Origin of the sequence: Paenibacillus sp. EC2-1, assembly GCF_049311625.1 — a bacterium.
Lineage (GTDB): Bacteria > Bacillota > Bacilli > Paenibacillales > Paenibacillaceae > Paenibacillus_AQ.
Map to the genome: position 1 here is coordinate 1078249 of NZ_CP186006.1, position 23035 is coordinate 1101283.

Here is a 23035-nt window from a genome sequence, read left to right on the forward strand (position 1 = left end):
GGATGGCTTTTCCTGATCATCAGAAGCAGGCTAGATCTTGGGGGAAATCCCTAACGTGCCTGCTTCTTTCCTTTTCTTTTGTGATTTCCTTTTGTGCAAGAGAGAGCTGTTCAACTAGTTCTTTTTCATTCATAGATGTTGATTATCGGGCATATACGCTCTAACCTGCCGAACAATATACTAAAGATATCGAAAGGCTATAACTTGAGGGGGGAAGAATAAGTGAAGATTAGAAAAAAATTAAAAGGGTCATTATTGCTATTGCTTATGGTTAGCTTTATTGCAGGTTGTTCAGGAGGGAACAAGGCGGATGGGGGTGCTGATCAAGGGACGGCTGCCGGAGAACAGGTAGAGACAGGACCGGTTACCATTACAACAGCCAGACCTGTAGGCAGTGACGTAATCTTTGTAAATGGAGAAGATATTACGAACAATGTCCATAATAAATGGGCAAAGGAGAAGCTGGGAATTGATATCAAAGATATATGGACGACGGCAGACAATAATGCCTACCATACGAAGCTAAGGCTTGCTCTTTCAACTGGAGAAGATCTGCCAGATCTATTCATCGTTCAGGATCGCTCACTCGTAGCTGATTTTATCGCTTCCGGTAAAGTGATGGAAATATCAGAAGCATTTGATCAATATGCATCCGAACGTCTAAAGAAGTTATACACTGAATTCGAACAGTCTCTGAATCAGCTGAAGACAGAGGATGGCTTGTACGGCGTGCCTATCTTCTCAGCAGGGGATGGAACGAACCCGGTATTATGGGTTAGACAAGATTGGCTTGATGCCCTGAATCTTGAGGCACCAAAGACAATCGAGGATTTTGAGAAGGTTATGGATGCCTTTACAAATGGTGATCCGGACAAGAATGGTAAGAAGGACACGATTGGGTTTTCATTTTCCGCTCGTGAGGGATTCTCCAACTGGATGTCTGATACAAGCTTTATATTCGGCGCCTATACAGGCAATTCCATTCCTAATACATGGGCTGAAATCGATGGGAAGTTAAAGTTCGGTTCTGTTCTTCCTGAGATGAAGCAAGGTCTTGGCAAGCTGAAAGAATGGGCGCAGAAAGGTTATATCGATCCGGAGGCTCCCATTCTTGATCCGATTAAAGCTACAGAAAGTTTCATTCAGGGCAGATCCGGAATGATCGCTGCACCAAGCTGGGCAGAAGGCTGGCCTTTAGCCGATCTATATGGTACGAATCCGGATGCTAAGATTAATGTATATGCTCTGCCAACAGGACCAGACGGACAATCAGCTAGATTTATGAATACGCTTAATGAGAACAGAGTCATGCTGTTCAACAAGGATTTTAAACATATGGACCGGTTCTTTGAATATTTCGATAAAATTTATGATTATGCATATGAGACAGGCGATTTTAAATACGGATTCTTTGAAGGCTACGATTATGCATTAGTGGACGGACAACCTGTTTATGACGGTAAGAAGTTCCCAACGCCAGTAGAAAGTAAAGGTACGCCGAGTAAATACACTTTGTTCTGGAACGCGCCACAGATTCCATTAAAGGATTCTCAAACAGCGTACGACCTCTTTAATGGTAAAGAACCAACCACAGAGGGTGAAAAAAGAGCTATGACGCAAAATGAAGTTACCATGAAGGCAGGCGCGATAAACTACGAATTAAAGGCATCCAACACACCGGATAAATTCCTAGGAGCACCGACCAAGACCATGCGTAGCAAAGGTGGAAGTTTAGACAAGATGCTTCTGGAAACTTATGCGAAGATTATCTTTACGGAAGAGCCTCTCGACAGCTTTGATAAACTCGTAACAGATTGGTATGCAAAAGGTGGACAGGAGATTGAGAACGAAGTCAACGAATGGTATCAAAGTGTAAATAAATAATCGAAATCCCCCTTCGTATGTCTATGAAAGACTTCGAAGGGGGATTTTTGTAATTACTTATTGTCTGGTGAAACTTCCATAAGCTGCTTGTCTCTGAATTCTTGGGGAGTAAGTAGATATTGTTCTTTGAACAGACTTATAAAGTATTGAGGTTTATAGTAGCCAATCTCTTTAGAGATTTCGAATATTTTCTTATTGGTTTGCGTTAAGAGGTATACGGCCTTCTCAAGACGGATCTTGGTAATATAAGCAGATAACGTCATCCCCATCTCTTTCTTATATAGCCTAGACAGGTACACAGGGTGCAGATAAATATGATCTGCGATGGTCTTTAAGGTGACGTCTTCGTTCAGATGCTGCTCAATGAAGCGATGAACTTGCATGATGATATGGGAATGCTTTTTCGAGGTAGGCTCATCAAAGCTTTTCTTAAATTGTTCGATTAAGGATAGGACCCAATTCTTTAATTGGGAGGCAGTCTTGAAATAGTACCCATTTCGGAGATATTCGGGATGATCCACCAAATCCATTAATCTTAGACCTTGCTTATGCGAGATATAAGAAAGAGCGCTACATAGGTAATAATATAATTCTAATAAATGGTCCTGTGTTCGGTAGATATCAGATTCCAGTTCCTGAAATATAAAATCCAGTCTGTCCCTAGCCTCATCCCATTGCCCAGACTCCATTAGATTCTGAATGGATGGTGGCTGATAAAGACGACTGAGGGGTCTGTATTCCGTCCCTTTGATCGAAATATCCATGTACTGAAGTTCAGCGGTATGACTTCCGATATGCTTCCAGAAATACCTTAATGCTTGATGATATTCCTGATCCAATGGCTTAGGGAAGTGGAATGAATGACTAATGAGCAGGGATACAGATCGATTGAGATATAGCTTAATCTGCTGCTGCAGGGTTAGTAATTTGTCACGGAACTGATCTTCGTTCTCCCAGTAACTCTCTTCGAGAAGAATAATAGTGTAATCATGGGGATCTCTACAGCTCCAAAAGCTTGGCTCAGATAGATCTGCATTAAATATTTCCTCCGCTATATTCGCTAGGGAATAAGATAGAAGCTGAGTGTCCTCTATAGAATCTGCAGCAGCCGAATCTTGGGCTTCCAGACGCAGGATAGCTAGTCTCACGGGAGAGTCAGAAAGATCCTTCATGTGAAGTGAGGCCATTCTGTCGGAGACAGAGCCAACGGTATACCGGCTTCCAAGAAGAAGATCAAGAAGCAGCTTCTCTTTTGCTGACTGCATATCCGTCGTATTCTTCTGCTGTGCTTGTTCTTGAACTAGATCCGTACTTTGTGAGCGTTGCCGCCCCTTTAGTGCTTTGTCGATACACTCGTTTATTTCCTCAGGAGAGGCGGGCTTAAGCAGATAGTCGAATGCACCGTGACTTAGTGCCTGCTTGGCATAGTCGAATTCGGAATAACCGGATAAGAGAATAACAATAATATCGGGTGTTTGAGAGCGGACCTGTGCCAGCAGCTCAAGGCCACTTTTTTCGGGCATGCGAATATCCGTAATGATGATATCTATTGCTTGTTCTCCAACATAAATTAATGCTTCGTCCACGGAGTTAGCACAAAATATTTGCTGAATGTTGAAGCGATCAACTTCGATATGATCGCTCAGGTAGTCTAATACAAATGCCTCATCATCCACAATTAACATATTCATGGTATGTGTTTATCCTCCTTGGATGTCCAGTGTACAGTAACCTTCAAGCCGCCAAGTTCAGAACTCTCTATCTGAACACCTGAAGTATTACCGTAGCGGTGCTGCAGTCTCTGATGAATATTCCAAAGACCAAATCCCGATCCATTTCCACTACTGTTCTGTTTGTTAGTAATTCTTGCTGAGAGTTGCTTCATTTCCTCTGGCTGCAGGCCATATCCGTCATCTTCAACTGTGAAACAGTACATGTCGTCCACAACTTGCCCGCATATTCGAATCTGCCCAGCCCCGATCTTGTTATCGATTCCGTGAACAATACTATTCTCAACAATAGGTTGTAGAAATAATGGGGGAACCAATAATGGTTTCATGGATTCTTCGATATCCATGGTATAGATGATTTTTGGATTTCGGAGACTTTGAACAGATAAATAGCTCTTAATCCATTTGAGCTCCTCTTCCAGTGAGATTTCATGCTGTACATTATTTTTCGTGATAAACCGGTAATATTCAGCTAGATTCTTAGCCATTTGTATAACAGCATCCGGGTCTTTCTTAGCCATACTTACAATGTAGAAGAGACAGTTATACAGAAAGTGGGGATTAATCTGGGACTGCAGCTGCTTGTATACCGCTTCACGGGATAAGAGCTTCTCTTCGTACACGTCTTCGATCAAGGTCTGAATTCGGTCTGCCATCTCGTTAAATCGTTCGAATAAGTAATCATACTCATTGTTCAGTTTGAGGTGGACTCGGCTTTCATAGGCCCCTTGTCCGAGGGCTTCAATCTTTCGAATTAGGTAGCTGAAAGGTTTCATGATATTACGATAGAGCATAAGAAGCATTAACACACCCGATACACAAAGGAATGCAAGACTGAACCGAGTGATGGTTTTCGTTTGGTTAAGCGGTTTCAGGAAGTCGTCTAACGGAATGTAATGAACGAGTTCCCAATTCAGTACAGAGCTGGATACCGACTGAATTAAGTAGTGTTCTTGATTGATTTTTACTGTCTGATGATTTAGCTTTCCTGTTGAAAATGTATTAGTCGCATATAGGTCACGGATCTGCTGAAGTAGCGGTTCATTTACTTCTCCCGAGGTTACTGGGGCAAAGTTCGGATTATAGAAGAATGCTTTTCCGTTTCCGGCAGCTTCCACACCGTTTAACACATTCTGTAGAAAGGGCTCCCCGAGTGCGGTCTCAACCGTAAAATTCACTTCGCCGAGGTTCTGCGTCTTTAAGAAGGGAGCAACTAGAATATATCGAAGCTCGAAGCCATTCTCTTGGCTAATGAACCAGTTGAACTTAGGCAGCTTAGGCCATTGATCTTCATCATAGGTTCGAACGGTTCTGTTGTCTGTGGAGGTAAGTACTTGATTAAGCTGTGGCCAATAAACATACACACTGCTATGAACGATATTGGCATAGCTCTGGGTTAATAGCTTCTCTTCAATATTTTTTCGTAAGAGTAGGCTGTTTAGGTAAGGTGAAAAGTCTTTGGAGGTACCATAGCTTTTAATACTGCTGTCATTCGAGAGAAGCACAGTTAAGATCTCAAGCTGTTTAAGATCTTGTTCCATCTCATCTACAGCATGTGAAAGCTGATTTAAGGATGTATTCTGTAGATTCTGTTGTAACACGTTCTCGCTTACCCGCTCGGTGATCGCAAAGAGTAAACTGATTGCAAGTAGAATGGATATAAAGGACAGGAGCAAGATTCGAAACAGCTTATACTTTACCATGACTGGCACCTCAGGTGATTTAGGTATTTAAAAAGTTCTGAGTGAGGACATAGAAGTTAAGATCCGGACATAGGAAGATTCTCCCTGCGTAGGTACAATTATTATAACACAGAACACATCCTACACGGTTCGACATTTGAAGGGAGAAAGAGAGATATGTCCAATTTGAATGGAGAGAATAGTCAAGCAGGCTTGAACATTCAACTTCCCAAGAAATATCCTAAGCGTTCGAATTTGAAGAGGAATTGGAAGAAAACGCTACCACTTCATCTCTTGATATTACCGGCGCTTGTGCTTACTATTCTGTTTCAATATGTGCCCATGTTCGGACTTGTTATTGCATTTCAGGATTATAAGCCTTGGCTCGGATTCTTTGGATCCGAATGGGTAGGCTTATCGCATTTTCGCGAGCTTTTCTTATTCGATGATACCGTAAGTGTGATATGGAACACCTTTATTATTGCGGTACTGAAAATATCCATTGGTATGGTTTTTCCCATTGTGTTTGCCCTATTGCTCAATGAAGTTCGAAATATGGGACTTAAACGCTCGATTCAGACCCTTGTATATCTACCGCACTTTCTATCTTGGGTTATCCTCGGCGGGATCCTCATTGATATTCTGTCAATCAACGGCGGATTGATCAATCAGATTCTACAGTACTTCGGGATTCAGCCTATATTCTTCCTTGGGGATGGTAACTGGTTCCGGTTTACGCTCGTGATCAGTGATATATGGAAGGAATTTGGATTTAGTGCCATCGTCTATCTTGCAGCCATTGCCGGAATCAATCCTTCCATATATGAGGCCGCTGAGGTTGATGGTGCCTCGAGACTCAAGCAGGTACTAAATGTTACCCTGCCTGGCATGCTTCCCATCATTGTGGTCATCGGGACGCTGCAGCTAGGAAACATCCTGAATGCCGGATTTGACCAAGTGTTTAACCTATACAATCCGCTGGTCTATGGAAAAGGAGACATTATCGACACGTTTGTATATCGTAACGCTTTACTAGAAGGTAATTTCAGCTTTGCGACCGCAATTGGATTGTTTAAATCCGTCATTAGCTTTGCTTTGGTGGTTTATTCCTATCGGTTAGCTTACAAATATGCCAATTACCGAATCTGGTAGGAGAAGGAGAGAGCGATATGTACTATAAAAGTAAGGGGTACCGAATTTTTAGCGTAATGAATTCAGCATTTCTCATTATCTTGGCGTTACTATGTATTTTTCCGATGATTCATATTCTAGCCGTGTCTTTTAGCGGACGAGGAGCGGCTAACGCCAATATTGTGGGATTATGGCCTATAGATTTCACGCTGGAGTCTTATGATAAGACACTTAATAATATCAATTTTGTTCGTTCATTCTTTGTATCGATTCTGCGTACCGTACTCGGAACAGCTATAGGTATGAGCTTGATTATTGCTGCGGGATACGCACTCTCTAAGGAATATCATTATTTTAAAAGTCGGAACTACTACATTTGGATCTTTGTATTCACAATGATGTTTAACGGTGGCTTGGTACCTACATATCTATTAATATCTAACCTTAATCTTGTGAATACGATCTGGGCTTTGGTGCTTCCTGGAGCCGTGGGCGTATACAATATGATTCTGATGATGAATTTCTTCAAAGCCATTCCAAAGGAACTTGAAGAAGCTGCTTATCTTGACGGAGCCGGTATTTTCTCAACGTTATGGCGTGTGTATCTACCCGTATCCATGCCTGCGATCGCTACCATTGGATTATTTACGCTTGTGTGGCAGTGGAACTCTTGGTTTGACGGTCTTATCTATCTGACAGATTCGAAAAAATACCCGATGGCTACTTACTTGCAGACGGTAGTGGTTCAGCAGGACTTTAGCAAAATTAGCTTAGATCCAAGAGACTTAGAGAACTTGTCTCAACGGACCGTGAAGGCGGCACAGATCTTTATTGCGGCATTCCCGATTTTGGCGGTGTATCCATTTCTGCAAAAGTATTTTGTGAAAGGTATCGTACTAGGAGCAGTTAAGGAGTAAGGAGGGGAACCATAATGAAAAAGGTGATTGAAGTTGATCGGTTTGTTCCTGTGACCGGCAAGATATCTGCGGTGAAGCAAATGGATCTGTACCAAGTTCAAGCAGGAAAAGATGGCGGAGAGCTTCGATTAGAAACGCCAGAAATAGAGTGGGCAGATTATAAATACCTGCAATTCGATCTGTATCATGAATCTCACGATGTCCTAGTTGTCGTTGTGAACTTTGAGGAAGAAGAACAGAATGGGATCTGCAAGCAGATTGAAGTTCATGTGGGATCACTGCCGTATGTAAAGACAAGAATATGCTTGCCTTTAGCCGTTGTGAATGGACAGAAGCTCTTTCTGAAGCGGTTCCCGGGAATGATGCAGTGCGTTCTAAGAGGCGATGATTCGATAGATCAAGCGAAGATTCAGGCAATATCATTATCAAGTATTCCTTCTGTGAACGACAGAGAATGGAGTATGGGCAACATTTATTTGAGTCAAGATCCACTTGAACAGCAGCTTGAACACCTTCCTTATATCGATTCGATGGGACAATGCCAGCTTAAGAACTGGCCTGAGAAAATGCAGTCTGAACAAGAAATGATCTCTCTTCTACAGAAGGAACGAAATGATATACCCCCATTCTATGAGAACGGATATGGAGGGTGGAAGAGTCTTCAGTTCGAATCCACGGGATTCTTCCGCACGCAGGTTGATAAGAAGAGATGGTGGCTCGTTGATCCCGATGGGTATGCATTATTCAGCGTGGGTATGGATTGTGTCCGCCCTCATAGTGAAACTTCTTATGAACAAGTGAGTCATCTATTCCCGAAACAGCTAGAGTCAAGTGGCGTATTTCAAGACGCTGTTTCGGATCAGGGGTATGATTTTGCGGTTGCCAATTTAATAAAGGCATTCGGTGCAGCATGGAAAGAAGAATGGTCAGCGCTTACGAAGCACAGGCTTATTGATTGGGGATATAATACGATTGGAAACTGGTCAGACCCTGAATTTATGAAGGATGCTCAAATGCCGTTTGTGTATCCGATGGACGATTATCCTTCAACAGAGCATGTAGTATACCGTGATTTCCCGGATGTATTCTGCGAAACGTATGAACAGCGTGCAGAGATATTTGCTGAACAGCTCCTGACACTGCGTGATAATCGTTATATGGTCGGATATTTTATGCGGAATGAACCACACTGGGCATTTGTTGATGATCTATGTCTTAGTGAAATGCTATTAAAGAATCCTGCCCCGTTGAAAAGCAAGCAGCATATGATAGCATGGCTTCGGGAACGTTACGGAAATATCGATGAACTGAACAAGGCATGGGGTAGCGAGTACAACAGCTTTGATCAAATTCTCATGACCGCTTATGATGTTCTGCGCAAACCGGAGGTCCGGGGAGTCCTGCAACAGTTTGATCGAATCATGATTCGTCGTTATGTTGAAATTCCGGCATTAGCATGCAGGAAGGCAGCTCCGAACCATATGAATCTAGGGATGAGGTACGCGTTCATTTCTAGACCAGAGATCCTCGAAGGCTGTGAATATTTCGATGTCTTCTCCTTAAATGCCTATCAATTAAAACCGGATGAAGAGCTGGTTCAGTTGATATCAGATCAATTGAACATGCCGGTGATGATTGGCGAGTTCCATTTTGGCGCGACCGATGTAGGGATGCTTGCGAGTGGCATTCGGGCTTTCTCTACCCAAGAGGAACGGGGACAAGCTTATCGATATTATGTCGAACAGGCAGCTGCCAACCCGAATATCATTGGGGTTCATTATTTTCAGTGGAATGATCAGCCGGTTCTTGGCCGATTCGATGGAGAGAACTATCAGATCGGCGTAGTGGATGTTTGCCAGCAGCCATATTGGCCTTTTGTGTCGCACATGATAAAGGCACACGATAACATCTACAGCGTCAGAAGTGGTATGCAGGCGCCATATTCGGATGTACCAAGGGAGATACCAAAAACGGGATTCTAACTTTTAGGAAACGATCAACCTTCACATTCGCATCATGCGGATATGGAGGTTTTTTGTTCCTATCAACCATTCGGATCTCTGGTAAATCCATAGCAATATCGGTATACTGTTCATGCATCCGTAAAGACTCTATGATGTGATCATCATAGGATGAATAAGCATCCTTGTGTTGCGATAAAGGAAAAGGGAGTACAATCATGAACAATTATAAATTGACGATTCAATATGATGGTGGGCGTTATAAAGGGTGGCAGCGGCTAGGAGATAGTGAGAATACCGTTCAAGGGAAAATTGAGAATGCCATTTCCGTCATGATCGGTGGGGAAGTTGAGATCATAGGTTCGAGCAGAACCGATGCGGGGGTTCATGCATTAGCGCAGGTGGCGAATTTCAAGATCAGTGATCAACTGCCTGAATCAAAAATTATGAATTTCTTGAATCACTATTTACCTCCGGACATTAGCATTACAGAAGTTGTACAGGTGGATGATCGTTTTCATGCCAGATACAACGCCAAGGATAAAACCTATATTTATAAAATCTGGAATGAAGCGTACAGCCATCCCTTCATGCGAAAGTACAGTATGCATGTTGCGAAAAAGCTGGATATTGAACTTATGAAACAGGCAGCACAGCATTTTATCGGCGAACATGATTTTACGGCGTATTCCAATGCGAAGTCGAAGAAGAAAGATTCGGTACGTACCATCAACGCACTGGATATCGAAGAGAAGGACGGCTTTATCCAGTTCCGAGTAAACGGTAATGGCTTTCTGTATAATATGGTTCGGAAAATAGTGGGTACGTTGATTGATGTCGGACTTGGCGACAAGAAACCACAAGCCATCCCTGCGATTATAGAATCCAAGGAGCGTTCACAAACGGGTGGCATGGCAGATGCGTGTGGGCTTTATTTAGAGAAGATCCAGTTTTAGAGATAGCGTACTCATGATAAAAGGAGTTGTCTCCTAAGAAGATTTCTTACTTAGGAAGAACTCCTTATTTTTTTGCCTAATTCGACATTTAGGCAAGTCGCAAGCGATTTTTTGTGTGCTTCTCGTTCTCTTCTAGTAGAGAAATTTTCCGGCTGGAAAAGGGCGATTGCTTAGAGATGTATAAAAAATATGGTGGAATATGCACGAAGCAGCGGAGGGGACGAAGCGTTTCCGGACAAGCGGCAGCGGTCGCCTAAAAGCTTTTCAAAGAAAAGCTCACATCGGAAGCATAGCCTTTGTGTTCCAATTTCTTCAATTGATAAGACCAGTTCAAGGAAATTGGAACACAACAGCGATGGGAGGAATGATTCGTACGCGTAGCGTTCTATGCTATATGTTCTCTTAGGATTACGCTTGCTGTCGATATTCAATTGGAGTCAGGCCGCAATGCTTTTTGAACACTTGAGAGAAGTAAGAGAAGTTCGAATACCCCACCTTGGATGCAATAATATGAACAGGAATATGCGTGCTCGTTAAGAGCGACTTCGAAATTTCCATCTTTCGAGTGACGATAAAGTCATTCAGAGATACACCCTTCTCTTTCTTAAACAAGCGGGATAAATACTCCGGATTGAGATAGATGGCTTCGGCGACTTCCGCCCGACTAAAATTCTTCTCGATATTCTGATTGATATACTCAATGGCCCGCTCAATCGGCGATTGGGTGCTGTGTGTCCCTATCGCATGCTCCTGGACATAATCCAGTGTGAAATTGACCAGTTCGATCATCTTGTCGAGCGAGGTATAAGCCTGAATATAATCAGCGTAGGGGTATTGCTCGAAGAAGATATCATTCACCTCTAGCTTCATCTGGTTAGCTGCTGTCAAAAAGATTTGGATGAAATCCTGATGAAACCGAGCTAAAAATTCAGCAGACATGATCCCAAGCTGCTTCTGCTGGAGAAGGTAGCTATTAATCTGATCGCGAACGGTTTTACTGCTACCATGGCAGATGAGCATGGACCAGTTCTGCATGTCCGGAAACGAGAAGGAACTGTCTTTTATCTCCTTTAGATGCTGCATTGTAAAGACCTTGCTATATAAAGCGACATTCTGCTGACGCATATGGCAAAGGGCTTTGTAGTGCAGCTTAAGTTTATCGGGATGTCCGATATCGGAGATATAGCAGGCGACAGAATAGCCTAACTCATTCTGAATCATATCTATAAATTGAGTGAATAGTTCTGTAATAGGGACGTCGAATAGGCCCTCGACATACAGAAGAGCTAGATAGTTCACTCGATCCAACTGCACAAATAATGAGTTAAGGTGGTAAGGCTCAATGAGCTTTGTCAGTACATGTCTCAGTTCGTACTTAAACGGCTCCTTGTTTGAGTTTGTCCGTTGGATCAGAATGGAACAGAACTGCGCATGGGGAGAAACGGAAAAATTAACATTGCTTAAATCTCGGAGCAGCTGCTGTGGTTGCTTACCTGGATCAAGCATGAAACTGCGGACACAGTTCTCCAGTAGAAACTCTTCATTTTGTCGCCAATAAGCGCCATATTCATAGATTTGCTGTCTTTGAGTGTTGGCATGAATTTTATGAATTGCACGCTCAATCGAAGCTTGTATGTCCTCATATCTAGCAGGTTGAAGAATATAATCGAAGCAGCCTAATTGAATGGCTTCTTGCGCATATTCAAATTCAGAATAAGAAGACAGGAAGATACACTCGGTGGCAGGATACTGAGCTTTTACCCACTTAAACAATTCCAGTCCATTCTCCAGCGGCATTTCGATGTCACACAGCATGATATGTATTTGATTCGTATGTAGAATAGCTCTTGCTTCGTCAGGGCCATAGGTGGGATACACATGATCTACATGCAGCTCCTGCCAGTTCACGCCTGCAATCACACCTTGTACTACATCGTATTGATCATCCACGACTAGAACGTTCATTCCGTTTCCTCCCTGTCCCTTATTCTTGAATTGATTGGTAGAATGATTTCGGAAACGGCTCCCTTATCGTTATTGAAAAAGGCAAGCATCGCTCGTTCTCCATACAGCATGGATAAACGGTGACGTACGTTGCTAATTCCAATATGTATATCTGTATAGAAGCTACTTTCTCCGTAATTAAGCTCATGCAGAATTGAATCCATAAATCCATCGCCGTTATCTTGGATGGTAATGTCCGCATAATCGCCATCATCGCTCTGTAGCAGAATGACCTTGATCTCAATGTGAAGCTGTTCATTCGGTTTCATCGCATACTTCACACTGTTCTCAACGAAGGCCTGAATGGATAGGGGCGGTATAATGAAATCCTCAAGTGCACTATCGATACTGCATTCACATTTCGGAGGAATATGATGGCCAATTTGCTGAATGCGTATGTAGTTTAGAACATGTTCGACTTCTTGATGAAGAGATACAAGTTGTAAGTTATCCTTGAAATTGTAGCGAAGGTGACTGGATATCGCTAGAATCATATGCTGTATTCGCTCATAGCTTTGCTGTTGTGCCATCCCATACAAGCTCTTCAAGCAGTTAAGGAAGAAGTGGGGGCGAATTTGCAATTGCAAATGCTGAAGTTCTGCTTTTTGCCGCTCAATCTCATGTTCGTAAGCGACAATCTTTAATTGATTGATCTGATTATTCATATCGTTAAAGGTAGAATCTACTTGTTTGAACTCTTCAATATAATATTCTTCTTTCAGCTCCTGGGAAGAACCTTTACCGATACTCGTCATTAGACGATGCCAAGGTGAGAGGAGTGAACGATTGAAGAAGAATAAACTGATTGTGACAAGCATGATGGTGAATAAGGATAAAGTGAATAATAAAGCGAGACCACCTTTGAATACACTAGGCTTCGGAACGGCGAAGAACAATTGCACATCCGTGTTTGGTATGGGTTGTCCAACAAGGATGAAATTCTCGTTGTTTTGCTTCAGGCGGATCTGGTGATCTGCAATAAACTGTTTGTTCGTTAGAGGCATATCTTGATTATTAGCGTAAATGACCTCGGTCCCTTTTTGGACAAGATCCATCGAATGGATCTGATCAAAATCCACCATGACAGCCGCGTAGGTACCATTTTTTCCGAGCAGTCTGAACAGATAGGCTTTCCCTTCAACTTCGTATGATAACCAACCATTATAGTAGTGATTCTCGTAAGCAAAGGTTAAGGTTCGCATATGCTGCCGGATCGCTTCTTTAACTTCATAGCTGTAGCTGTTACTGAATATGTCACGATACGTGTCATTGACCGCACTATAGATGAAGAAGGCATTAGCTATCTCATAAGAGTTCAGCGCCGTATTGAATTGGGTCATGATCTCATGAGACGCTACATGTGCCTTGATTGAGCTAACAGGACTATTTAGGGTGAGATAGTTGTAATCGCTTACGGCAACGTTAGATAAGAATTTATCAACGGCATCTAGATCCGTTTGCATATTTTTAGCGTACAGGGCAAAAGATTGCTCGTTTGATTCGACAAATTTTGCATTGAAGGCGTAATAAGAATAGAAGTTAAACACAAGTAGCATCCCGATTAAAGGGAATGTGATTAGTAATAATGCACGAAATACATTCATCTTAAATGAAGCACTGTACTTTCTTATCATCTGTCGTCACCTTAACCCAAAATTTGTTTTAAATCATATTATAGCATGAGGACTACTGAACTAGGTTGAAGAATTTTATCACTTCACATTAATGAAGGTTTTGATTCGAAAAAAAGGACAATAGGCAGGCAAGGAAATAAATCCTTGCTGCGCTGTTTGTCCTTTTTTTAGTGTGAGAACTACCGAAGGCTTAGCCTTTGACCGCTCCTACGGTTATTCCTTTTACAAAATATCGTTGGAAGAAAGGATATACGACCATGATCGGTAAAGCACCGACCACGGCGATAGCCATCTTAATCCCTACGCTTGGCATGGTAGCGGCAATCTCACTCGCATTACTACCAGCACCACCGCTTGCTAGGAAGCGTACATCCTGCAGCATTGTATTCAGCATGTTCTGAACGCTGAATAAGCTCTGATCCGTTAGGTAATACAGACCGTTTCTCCAATCGTTCCAGTAGTTGAGTCCGATGAGGAGAGATAGCGTGGCAACCATCGGGAGGGACATGGGGAGAACGATGCGGAAGAGAATACGAAATTCTCCTGCCCCATCCATTCTTCCGGCTTCAATGACCTCATCGGGTATGGTTGTCGCAAAGTAAGTGCGCATCATAATTACATAGAAGGCATTGAGCAATAGTGCAGGGATGATCAAAGCCCAGATCGTATTATCGATGTTTAAATAGCGGGTCCACATGATGTAGGTAGGTACTAGTCCCCCGTTAAATAGCATCGTAAAAAAGACGAAGAAAGCGAATTTCCCACGATGAGGCAAGTCTCTTCTTGAAAGAGGGTATGCCAGCAATATTGTGAGCAGCAAGCTACTAACGGTACCGACAACCGTTACGATAACGGTGATGCTGTAAGCTCGCAGTATAGTATCGATTTTTTGGAACATGTACGCATAGCTTTCCAAACTGAATTTTTCAGGGAACAAAGAGTACCCGTTACGAATCAGGATGCTTTCATCTGTAAAGGAAGAAACGACTAGCAGTACAAACGGAAACAAGCAGAATAGCATCAACAGAAACATGAAGATATTCGCTATGACCTGAAAGGCTCTACCATTATCAACCATTTTCGATTCTCCTTTGCGTCAGAATAGCGCGTTCTCTTTGCTGTATTTAATAACGAGTCGATTGGCGATATAGACGAGTGTAAAGCCGACCAGGGATTGATACACACCCGCGGCAGATGACATGCCGACATCGTTCAATTTGATCAAACCACGATAAACATACGTGTCGATCGTATTCGTAACATCATACAATGGACCGGAATCCATAGGGACTTGGTAGAATAGGCCGAAGTCGGAGTAGAAGATCGTACCGATCGCAAGCAGCACGAGCGTAATCATCGTCGGTTTTAGCGCTGGTAAGGTGATATGTACGATCTGTTTCCAGCGATTTGCCCCATCAATAACAGCAGCTTCATAGTAACCGCGATCAATACCGACCACTGTAGCATAGTAGATAATACAGCTGTATCCCACTGTCTTCCATAGATGCACTATGGTTAGAATATAAGGCCAATATTTCGGTTGTGTATACCAAGAGATACCTTCTAGACCGAGAGGCTCTAGAATGGAGTGATTCACAAATCCAGACTCGGAGCTAAATAGAGCGAATACGAGATAGCTCACGACGACCATCGAAATCAGGTAGGGGAGCAGGATAATGGTCTGATAGCTCTTTTTCCAGAACTTCGAGCGAATTTCATTCAGGATAATAGCAATCGCAACAGCAATCAAAGTGCCGAGGATAATAAACGCAAGGTTATATCCTAAGGTGTTGCGAGTAATGATCCATGCTTCTTTTGTCTTGAAGAGGTATTCGAAATTGCTCAAGCCTGCGAATGGACTGTCGATAATGCCCTTATTCCAGTTAATATGTTTAAACGCGATGATGATACCAGCCATTGGAATATAGTTATTGATAAGCAGGTAAATGAGGCCGGGAATCATCATGATGTACATGGGAATAAAACGTTTATGTTTGTTCTTAAATCCAGCTCTTTTTACCTTAGGTGCTGCCATGATTGCCATTCTCCTTTCAGCTTATAGTGGAGATGCTGCGTTACTTGTTTTTAGCAGCCCACTGATCAAGCTGGGATTGCTTCTCAGCAATAATGTCATCAATACCAGCATCTTTCAGTTCCTTCTGGAAGATTGGCAATGTTGTTTCAGGGTCAAGCACACCAGCCATCAAGGCGTCATGGTATTTAGCAACGACGTTAGAAGTCGCTGTAACCTGATTCCGTACACGGCTTGAATCAAAGGTGAATCCATATGCCGCAGAGCGAGTTGCTGTATTGTTAAAGTCCTTCTGAATTTCCCAGTAATCTGCTGGGTTACCGTTCCATACGTGACCAATGGTTTGGTTCGGCCAGATCCAACCACCACCAGGAGGATATCCGCTATTAGTAGCATCTAGACCTTCTGGGTAATCGATAATGGATTGTCCATTTGCAGCCTCACCGACAGCTACATAGTGCTTATCTTTAATACCATAAATTAAGAGGTTCATAATATCAGGATCTGTATACATCAGATTAAGTAATTTCATAGCGGCTTCAGGGTTTTTGGTACCATTGCTGATTGCCCAAGTCGCCATCTGTACATCAGAAGTCGTTGTATAGGCAGGAACGATTTCTGATACAACAATCTCTGTAGCGTAGTTTCTTGTTTCTTGAACATCGAATCCAGGCTTCAAGTTGGCGAATCCACCAAATGCGCTGCCTGCTTTCATCATCGTGCCGGTATTTTCGGTGTTATTAATTGCATCTTTCATGATCAGACCGGAGTTATACCATTTGTTCGTGCGCGTAATAAACTCTTTGTAGAAGTCTGTTTCATACAAATTGACAACCTTAAGTTCCTTACCGTAGTCCATCAATACACCAAGGTTCGTCATATCGTCACCGAGTGGATCCCAGCCCCAGTTCCGAACCAGCTCGCCATTTGGTGGTACGACAGGAATAACGCCAGGTTCATTCTCGTGGATAACGGTGAGAGCTTCCTCCAACTGATCCAGTGTCTTAATGTTGGCATAATCGATGTTGTATTTATCAGCCAGGTCTTTTCTCATCTCAAAACCGTAGGCCTTAGCAAGGTCACGACCTGTTGTAATTCCGTAGATGTCATCACCTACACGTCCGCTTTCAATGTACTGTGGCCCGATCTCCTTCACGAGATCTTGACCGTACTTCTCTAGCAAATCGTCAAGTGGAAGGATCTGACCGTTGTTAGCAACGGTAGCCAGTGGCGTCATATAGATTGGGAGCAGATCCACGCCTTTACCAGATGACAACATCATTGTCGTCTGCTGTACATAGTTTCCGTAAGAAATATATGTAAGGTCCATCTCAATGTTTAGCTTTTCTCTTGTGATTTCGTTAACGGCATTAACGATCTCAGCCGTATCCGCCTTGTTCGAGGCCATCATGACCACGTTCAGTTTCACAAGTTCTTTCTCTTTCAGATCTCCAGCAGCAGCTTCTCCCGTGGTGCCAGTGTTCGGATCGGTATCTTTGCTTCCACAAGCCGTAAGGATGGAAAGCGCCATTACCATGACTAGTAGACATGATAGCATTCGTTTCATTTTTCGATAACACCCTTCCCCAAATTAGAATCTTGTTTTATATCTTAGCAAACTAGCTGAATGCATATCTGTAAAAATAATGTCGTAAATATATTGAAAAAATGACTTGTTGTCTTGGAATGAACATCGGATCCTGAGCCGCGTGCTATGATGGTGCTGAAAATTATGCCATGAACATAACATTGGAAAAGAGGCGAAAAGAAGGCATGACAAATTTGAAGGTAGCATTACAACTATATACTCTGCGTGATTATGATCAGGAAGATTTCGCTGCAAAGCTCAGCAAAGTAAGCGAAGCTGGCTATGACGGTGTTGAATTTGCGGGGTTCGCTAATATTCCGGCTGAAGAGATGAAGGCAATGCTGGAGAAGGCCGACCTGAAAGCGATGGGAAGTCATACACCTATGGATGAGCTGATAGGGAATTTGGATGAGGTGATTGCTTACAATACAGTGATTGGTTCCTCCTATATCGTGATCCCTTACTATAAGATCGAATCGATGGAAGATGTACATAGCTTGATCGCGATCGTGAAGGAGATCGGTCCAAAGATCAAAGCTGCTGGAATGGACCTTCTGTATCATAACCATTACCATGAGTTCGTGAATGAGTTTGGTGACAAGCCAATCTTAGAGATGCTGCGAGAAGCAACAACAGAAGAAGAATTCAACTTTGAAATCGATATGTTCTGGACAACGCATGCGGATCGTGAGCCTGTCGAGGTAATGAATAGTTTCGGTTCGCGCTGCAAGACGGTTCATGTGAAGGATATGGTAAACAAAGCCGACAAAGAGATGACAGAAGTTGGCACAGGACTGCTGGATCTAAGAGGAATTATCAAGACAGCGAAGTCTTCGGGGTATGCGTGGGTCGTTGTGGAACAGGATAGAATCAAGATGGATGGCTATGAGAGTGTTAAAATTTCGCTCGATAACGTAAAAGCTATGATGGCAAGCGTGTAAATAGCTAAAATTGAAATGCACCCCTTAGCATAGAGCTAGGGGGTGTATTTTTATGTTCTCCATAAAGCTACTGCTGTGAATGAGAGCCGATTGACGTACTTTCATAACGTTCCAGTGCCTTTGAGGAAGATTCGAGCATCCTTCTCTTCAAGTAGTCACCCTGGATGATCCGCACACGTTTTCCAAGAAAGCGGATTTTGGAGAGGAGATACTCTGATTCGTCGCTAAGCAAGGTAATTCTCACATTATACATATCATTCTCCGCATCGTAATCCACGTTCTTCTCGAAGTTGGAGAGAGCGTAAAGAATTCTTGACAGCTCCCGATTGTAATCTCGGACCACTTCAATGACAACTTCGATCTGGCGAGTTTTGAGTTGCCGACTTATCTTCCGAATTATTTCATCTGCGTGGGATGGGAGGATGCTCTCCTCCGATACAGAAATAATGGTGTGAAGACGGGTCCTCATGAACTTGTGTTGTTGTAGATGGTACCATAGCAAATACCACTCTCGTTTGACCATCGAGTATTCCAGTTTATAAGGAAAGCCTGAATGTTCCGAATGTATGCGTCCGTTCTTGATCCCGTAGGTTAAACAAATTCCGTTCTTATCCATAATCATACGGGATAAAGGACGCAGAAACGAATGATATACTTGCTTCTCCAAACTCCGAGCTTTTTCAATTAAATGATCAGAGGTATCCATCACTTTATCTGGCTCCAGAATTGAGTTTAACTTGGTTAAAGTATCCGCTGTGAAAGCCACAGTTGCTGCCGGATGATTCAACATGGTCTTAAGCCAAGATCTTTCGTGTGAGCTAATCATGAACGTTCCCGAATCCTCTAGACGGGAGACGATCTGGTAGTTAAAAATCTTCTCAAACAGATTCATAGTAGGACTGAATCTCCTTCCATTCAGCAATCATGTCATGGCGGAGCGATGCGGGGGCAAGCACCTCACAGCTGGAACCGAAGCTCCTTAGCCATGGCCTGATCTCGGTTGTTCCATTCACGATGATTTCATAGATGAAGCATTCATCGTCTTCATGAACGATCTTTCCCCATTGCCCTTGCAGTCGAACCCGTTCTTTGATGAAGTTGGATTGCGTATGTTCCGGATTGTAGAAGCGGACCCGTACGGTTACCGGCCTGCCGGTATCAATCAGCCAGCTATATTGGATTTTCTCCTCAAGCTCATTTCTTTTCCATTCAAAAAACTGTTCCGTTACTTCCTCATCCTCTTCGATCTGGGTGATCCCTTCCATACGGAATTTTCGGATCCCATCTCTACTATACGAGAGTAAATACCATCGTCCGTACTGATGGTCGTAGATGACCTTGAGCGGCAGTGTTTTATTTAATTTCCCCTTTGTTTCTCGTTCAAACAATGGGTTCGTATTCATAGAGGCATAGCTCTTCTCCGACTTAGGTGAGAAATACAAGAAACGGACCTTACGGCGATGCCGAATGGCGTGCAAGAGCGTAAACAAATGCGATTCATCCAGTATCCGTGAGTAATAATGGTACTTATATAAGAAGGGCTCGGTAACGAACTTCTCAGGATGGTCCCGAAATAAATGCTTCTTAAGTCCATCACGCAGTAGATAGCCTTGAACAGAAGGAACCTGCGTGTTCGCCATCACATCGATAAAGTGGTATAGATCAAGTAGCTCCTGCTCCGACAATTGCCGGACCAAGTCGTTCTGAATGCGGTACCGATAAGGACGAGTCCCGGGTTCCTTCTTGATGACGCCAACCTCCTCTAGATATTTGAGATCTGAGCGAATCGTTTTCTCATCAGGGAGGGGCAGGTCTTCTTCAATTCCACTACAGCAAATCTCCATAAGCTCCATCGCAGTCAAAGGCTGTTCATTCATGGCTCCTAGAAGCAATGACAAGCGGTGGCTTTCCGATTCTTTGACGGATTTGGCACGATATAAAAATAACAGCATTGGATCGCTGGAATCATAATAGTTGAATCGAAGCGTCTCGGTAAATTCCTTGCTCTGTTCCTGCGGTAACTGTTGGTACATTGAGTTTACAATTCCTTTAAGCCGACGAATGGTTTTATCGAAGGTATGGACGGATATACCCAATCGATCCGCATATTGTTGTCTGTTGAATGCACCACTTGTGAGTACAAGCATGCGCAGGAATTGGATCTCTTTATCAAAGCTCTCTTTGGCCATCACACTTCACCGTCCCCATAAAACGTTTGTTATCATTTTAACAGGGGAGAGATATGGGTTAAACGGAAACATTTTCTTGTGTCGTCATACTTACACCATGTTCGTGCGACCATAAATAAGCGATTATAGAATTACGAAGCTTGCACCACTGAAGTGATTGGCAAGTATAGACATAATAATGAAGGTGAGGTTAAAGCTTATGCCCGATATCCAGCAACAGATCATTGAAGAATTGAACGCTATTGAAAGGGAAGAACAGGTCCGAATTTTGTACGCTTGTGAATCGGGTAGCCGCGCATGGGGATTCCCATCCAAAGACAGTGATTATGATGTAAGATTTATATATATCAGACCGCTAGATTGGTATCTATCGATTGATGAAAAGCGGGATGTCATTGAACGGCCGATCAGCAACATGCTTGATATCAACGGATGGGATTTGAAAAAAGCATTAAAACTGTTTCGCAAATCAAATCCACCACTGCACGAGTGGTTGCAATCGCCGATTCAGTATATGGAGAACTATTCGGTAGCAGAGCGCATCCGTCATATCTCACCGCTCAGCTTCTCGCCTAAATCATGTATGTATCACTATTTACACATGGCAAAGGGGAATTATCGTGATTATCTTCAGGGAGAACAAGTAAAGATCAAGAAGTATTTCTATGTGCTTCGTCCGATTCTGGCCTGCGAATGGATCGAGAAATACAATAGTATGCCGCCGATTGAATTTCAAACTCTTCTCAATGCCTTAGTCCCAGAGGGCAGTGAGCTCAAGGGAGTGATTATGGAACTGTTAGCCCGCAAAATAGCAGGTGATGAACTGGATTATGAACCAAGAATCAATCCGATCAATGAATTTTTAGAGACGAAAATACCTTATTATGAACAGATCGCACATGGCTTACGGGATGCTGATGGAAGACTGAATGATCAACTTGATGATTTATTCCGTACATCATTGAAGGAAGTATGGGATTCAGAGAAATAAATACATGAATTACAGGAGTTGAAACGAATGGCTTATCAAAATATAGACGGTGTACGTGTCTGGGGTAAACCCGACGAAGGTGCGCTTGTCCAAGCGAGAATGTGCGCACAGACAGGGAATGTCGTTCAAACGCTGCTGATGGCGGATCATCACAAAGGGTATAGTCAGCCGATCGGTGGTGTCGTTGTCTACGACGGGCAAATCTCTCCATCAGGTGTTGGGTACGATATTGCTTGCGGGAATAAAGCCGTGCGGACTTTGCTGCATGTGGAAGACGTAAAACCTAGAATAGGTAAACTAATGGACGAAATTGCACGCAAAATTTCCTTCGGGGTGGGACGCGTCAATAATCAAAAGGTTGACCATGATCTGTTTGATGATCCGGACTGGGATGTATATAAAGCCGTTGGCGGGCAGGAGCACGATAAATTAAAGGCGCTTGCTCGTGATCAACTAGGTACGGTTGGCAGTGGTAATCATTATGTTGATCTGTTCGAAGAAGTTGGGACAGGGAGAGTGTGGATTGGGAATCATTTCGGAAGTAGGGGATTCGGACATAAGACGGCAAGCGGGTTCATGAATCTGATGGCTGGAAGAGCGTTTCTCGCGAATGCCCCTGGTGAGAAGATGGATCAGCCTCCCCTATTGCTGGACCTGAGTAGTGATCTCGGCGATATGTACTATCGTGCGATGAAACTGGCGGGACTATATGCGTATGCCGGACGGGATTATGTGATGGAGGAAGTCTTATCGATTCTGGGTACCGAAGCCGATTTTGAAGTACACAACCATCATAACTATGCTTGGAAAGAGACGCATAATGGTAAGGAAGTCGTCGTTGTTCGCAAGGGAGCAACCCCTTCTGCACCAGGGCAGCTTGGCTTTATCGGTGGTAGTATGGGTGACATCTCTGTCATCGTTGAGGGTAAGGATACGGCTGAGAACCTGGAGGCTTATTACAGTACGGTTCACGGGGCTGGGCGTATTATGAGCCGGACGCAGGCTGCAGGCAAAATGAATTGGAAGACTCGCGCCCGTAGCGGCGGGCAGATTTCCAAAACGCAGATGCTTGAGGCTATACAGGATTTTGGTGTTGAGCTTCGCGGTGCAGGTACGGACGAGAGTCCGTTCGTTTATCGGAAGCTTCAAGAAGTGCTGGATGCTCATGCAGAGACAATTGCCGTTATGCATGTTCTAAAACCAATAGGTGTATGTATGGCGGGCGCGGATGAGTTTGATCCGTATAAGGATTGATATGTATTAACTCCGAGTAAGGGATAGAGTTATCAGATTGATATCTGAGATCTATCCCTTATTGCTGTTCTTCATGCAGGAAAGATCCCTCCATGTAGAGAACTTTTCTTCTTAGACGTAGCAATCCTACACAACATCATT

General features: G+C 43.2%; 17 protein-coding genes. 8 read left to right on the top strand and 9 right to left on the bottom strand.

All coding sequences use genetic code 11. From position 1 onward, the window contains the following. Positions 1-222 precede the first annotated feature (222 nt). Positions 223-1884, top strand: a complete 1662-nt coding sequence (locus ACK8P5_RS05085; protein WP_422659898.1) for an ABC transporter substrate-binding protein — start codon at positions 223-225, stop codon at positions 1882-1884. A gap of 53 nt (positions 1885-1937) precedes the next feature. Here ACK8P5_RS05085 and ACK8P5_RS05090 read toward each other — a convergent pair whose 3' ends face one another. Together ACK8P5_RS05090 and ACK8P5_RS05095 are read right to left on the bottom strand one after the other, a co-directional pair. Further along, positions 1938-3575 (bottom strand): response regulator transcription factor, encoded by a 1638-nt coding sequence (locus ACK8P5_RS05090; RefSeq protein WP_422659899.1) that lies wholly within the window; start codon positions 3573-3575, stop codon positions 1938-1940. Then, positions 3572-5317 (bottom strand): sensor histidine kinase, encoded by a 1746-nt coding sequence (locus ACK8P5_RS05095; RefSeq protein WP_422659900.1) that lies wholly within the window; start codon positions 5315-5317, stop codon positions 3572-3574. Before ACK8P5_RS05095 ends, ACK8P5_RS05090 begins: the two co-directional genes overlap by 4 nt. Positions 5318-5473: 156 nt before the next feature. Here ACK8P5_RS05095 and ACK8P5_RS05100 point away from each other — a divergent pair, with 156 nt between their 5' ends. The 4 genes from ACK8P5_RS05100 (at position 5474) to truA (ending at position 10261) form a co-directional block, all read left to right on the top strand. Beyond that, complete coding sequence (locus ACK8P5_RS05100; protein ID WP_422659901.1) at positions 5474-6448, top strand: ABC transporter permease; 975 nt, start codon at positions 5474-5476, stop codon at positions 6446-6448. Positions 6449-6465: 17 nt separating this feature from the next. Further along, positions 6466-7344 carry a carbohydrate ABC transporter permease gene (locus tag ACK8P5_RS05105; RefSeq protein WP_422659902.1) on the top strand — a complete coding sequence of 293 codons (879 nt, stop codon included), beginning with the start codon at positions 6466-6468 and terminating at the stop codon, positions 7342-7344. 14 nt (positions 7345-7358) lie between these two features. Further along, positions 7359-9326, top strand: a complete 1968-nt coding sequence (locus tag ACK8P5_RS05110) for a beta-galactosidase (protein WP_422659903.1) — start codon at positions 7359-7361, stop codon at positions 9324-9326. A 197-nt stretch (positions 9327-9523) separates the two neighbouring features. Beyond that, the gene (gene truA, locus ACK8P5_RS05115) at positions 9524-10261 is read left to right on the top strand and encodes a tRNA pseudouridine(38-40) synthase TruA (protein WP_422659904.1); all 738 of its coding nucleotides are present in this window, start codon (positions 9524-9526) and stop codon (positions 10259-10261) included. Between the two features lie 408 nt (positions 10262-10669). On the opposite strand, the gene ACK8P5_RS05120 is transcribed toward truA, so the two are convergent. The 5 genes from ACK8P5_RS05120 to ACK8P5_RS05140 all read right to left on the bottom strand — a co-directional run bounded on the left by ACK8P5_RS05120 (position 10670) and on the right by ACK8P5_RS05140 (position 17498). Beyond that, positions 10670-12226 carry a response regulator transcription factor gene (locus ACK8P5_RS05120; protein ID WP_422659905.1) on the bottom strand — a complete coding sequence of 519 codons (1557 nt, stop codon included), beginning with the start codon at positions 12224-12226 and terminating at the stop codon, positions 10670-10672. Continuing rightward, positions 12223-13899 (bottom strand): sensor histidine kinase, encoded by a 1677-nt coding sequence (locus ACK8P5_RS05125; protein ID WP_422659906.1) that lies wholly within the window; start codon positions 13897-13899, stop codon positions 12223-12225. Before ACK8P5_RS05125 ends, ACK8P5_RS05120 begins: the two co-directional genes overlap by 4 nt. A 190-nt stretch (positions 13900-14089) precedes the next feature. Next, the gene (locus ACK8P5_RS05130) at positions 14090-14977 is read right to left on the bottom strand and encodes a carbohydrate ABC transporter permease (protein WP_422659907.1); all 888 of its coding nucleotides are present in this window, start codon (positions 14975-14977) and stop codon (positions 14090-14092) included. Between the two features lie 18 nt (positions 14978-14995). After that, the gene (locus tag ACK8P5_RS05135; protein ID WP_422659908.1) at positions 14996-15934 is read right to left on the bottom strand and encodes an ABC transporter permease; all 939 of its coding nucleotides are present in this window, start codon (positions 15932-15934) and stop codon (positions 14996-14998) included. A 40-nt stretch (positions 15935-15974) separates the two neighbouring features. Then, positions 15975-17498, bottom strand: coding sequence for an ABC transporter substrate-binding protein (locus tag ACK8P5_RS05140; RefSeq protein WP_422659909.1), 1524 nt, complete (start codon positions 17496-17498; stop codon positions 15975-15977). A gap of 206 nt (positions 17499-17704) precedes the next feature. Here ACK8P5_RS05140 and ACK8P5_RS05145 point away from each other — a divergent pair, with 206 nt between their 5' ends. Next, positions 17705-18460 (top strand): sugar phosphate isomerase/epimerase family protein, encoded by a 756-nt coding sequence (locus ACK8P5_RS05145; RefSeq protein WP_422659910.1) that lies wholly within the window; start codon positions 17705-17707, stop codon positions 18458-18460. Positions 18461-18527: 67 nt separating this feature from the next. Here the strand turns inward: ACK8P5_RS05145 and ACK8P5_RS05150 are convergent, their stop codons facing one another. Continuing rightward, positions 18528-19352, bottom strand: coding sequence for a WYL domain-containing protein (locus ACK8P5_RS05150; protein WP_422659911.1), 825 nt, complete (start codon positions 19350-19352; stop codon positions 18528-18530). Continuing rightward, complete coding sequence (locus ACK8P5_RS05155; protein ID WP_422659912.1) at positions 19339-20649, bottom strand: helix-turn-helix transcriptional regulator; 1311 nt, start codon at positions 20647-20649, stop codon at positions 19339-19341. Before ACK8P5_RS05155 ends, ACK8P5_RS05150 begins: the two co-directional genes overlap by 14 nt. Positions 20650-20848: 199 nt before the next feature. Between ACK8P5_RS05155 and ACK8P5_RS05160 the strand changes: the two genes are divergently transcribed. Next, positions 20849-21640, top strand: coding sequence for a nucleotidyltransferase domain-containing protein (locus ACK8P5_RS05160; protein WP_422661376.1), 792 nt, complete (start codon positions 20849-20851; stop codon positions 21638-21640). 27 nt (positions 21641-21667) lie between these two features. Continuing rightward, complete coding sequence (locus tag ACK8P5_RS05165; protein ID WP_422659913.1) at positions 21668-22894, top strand: RtcB family protein; 1227 nt, start codon at positions 21668-21670, stop codon at positions 22892-22894. Positions 22895-23035 lie beyond the last annotated feature (141 nt).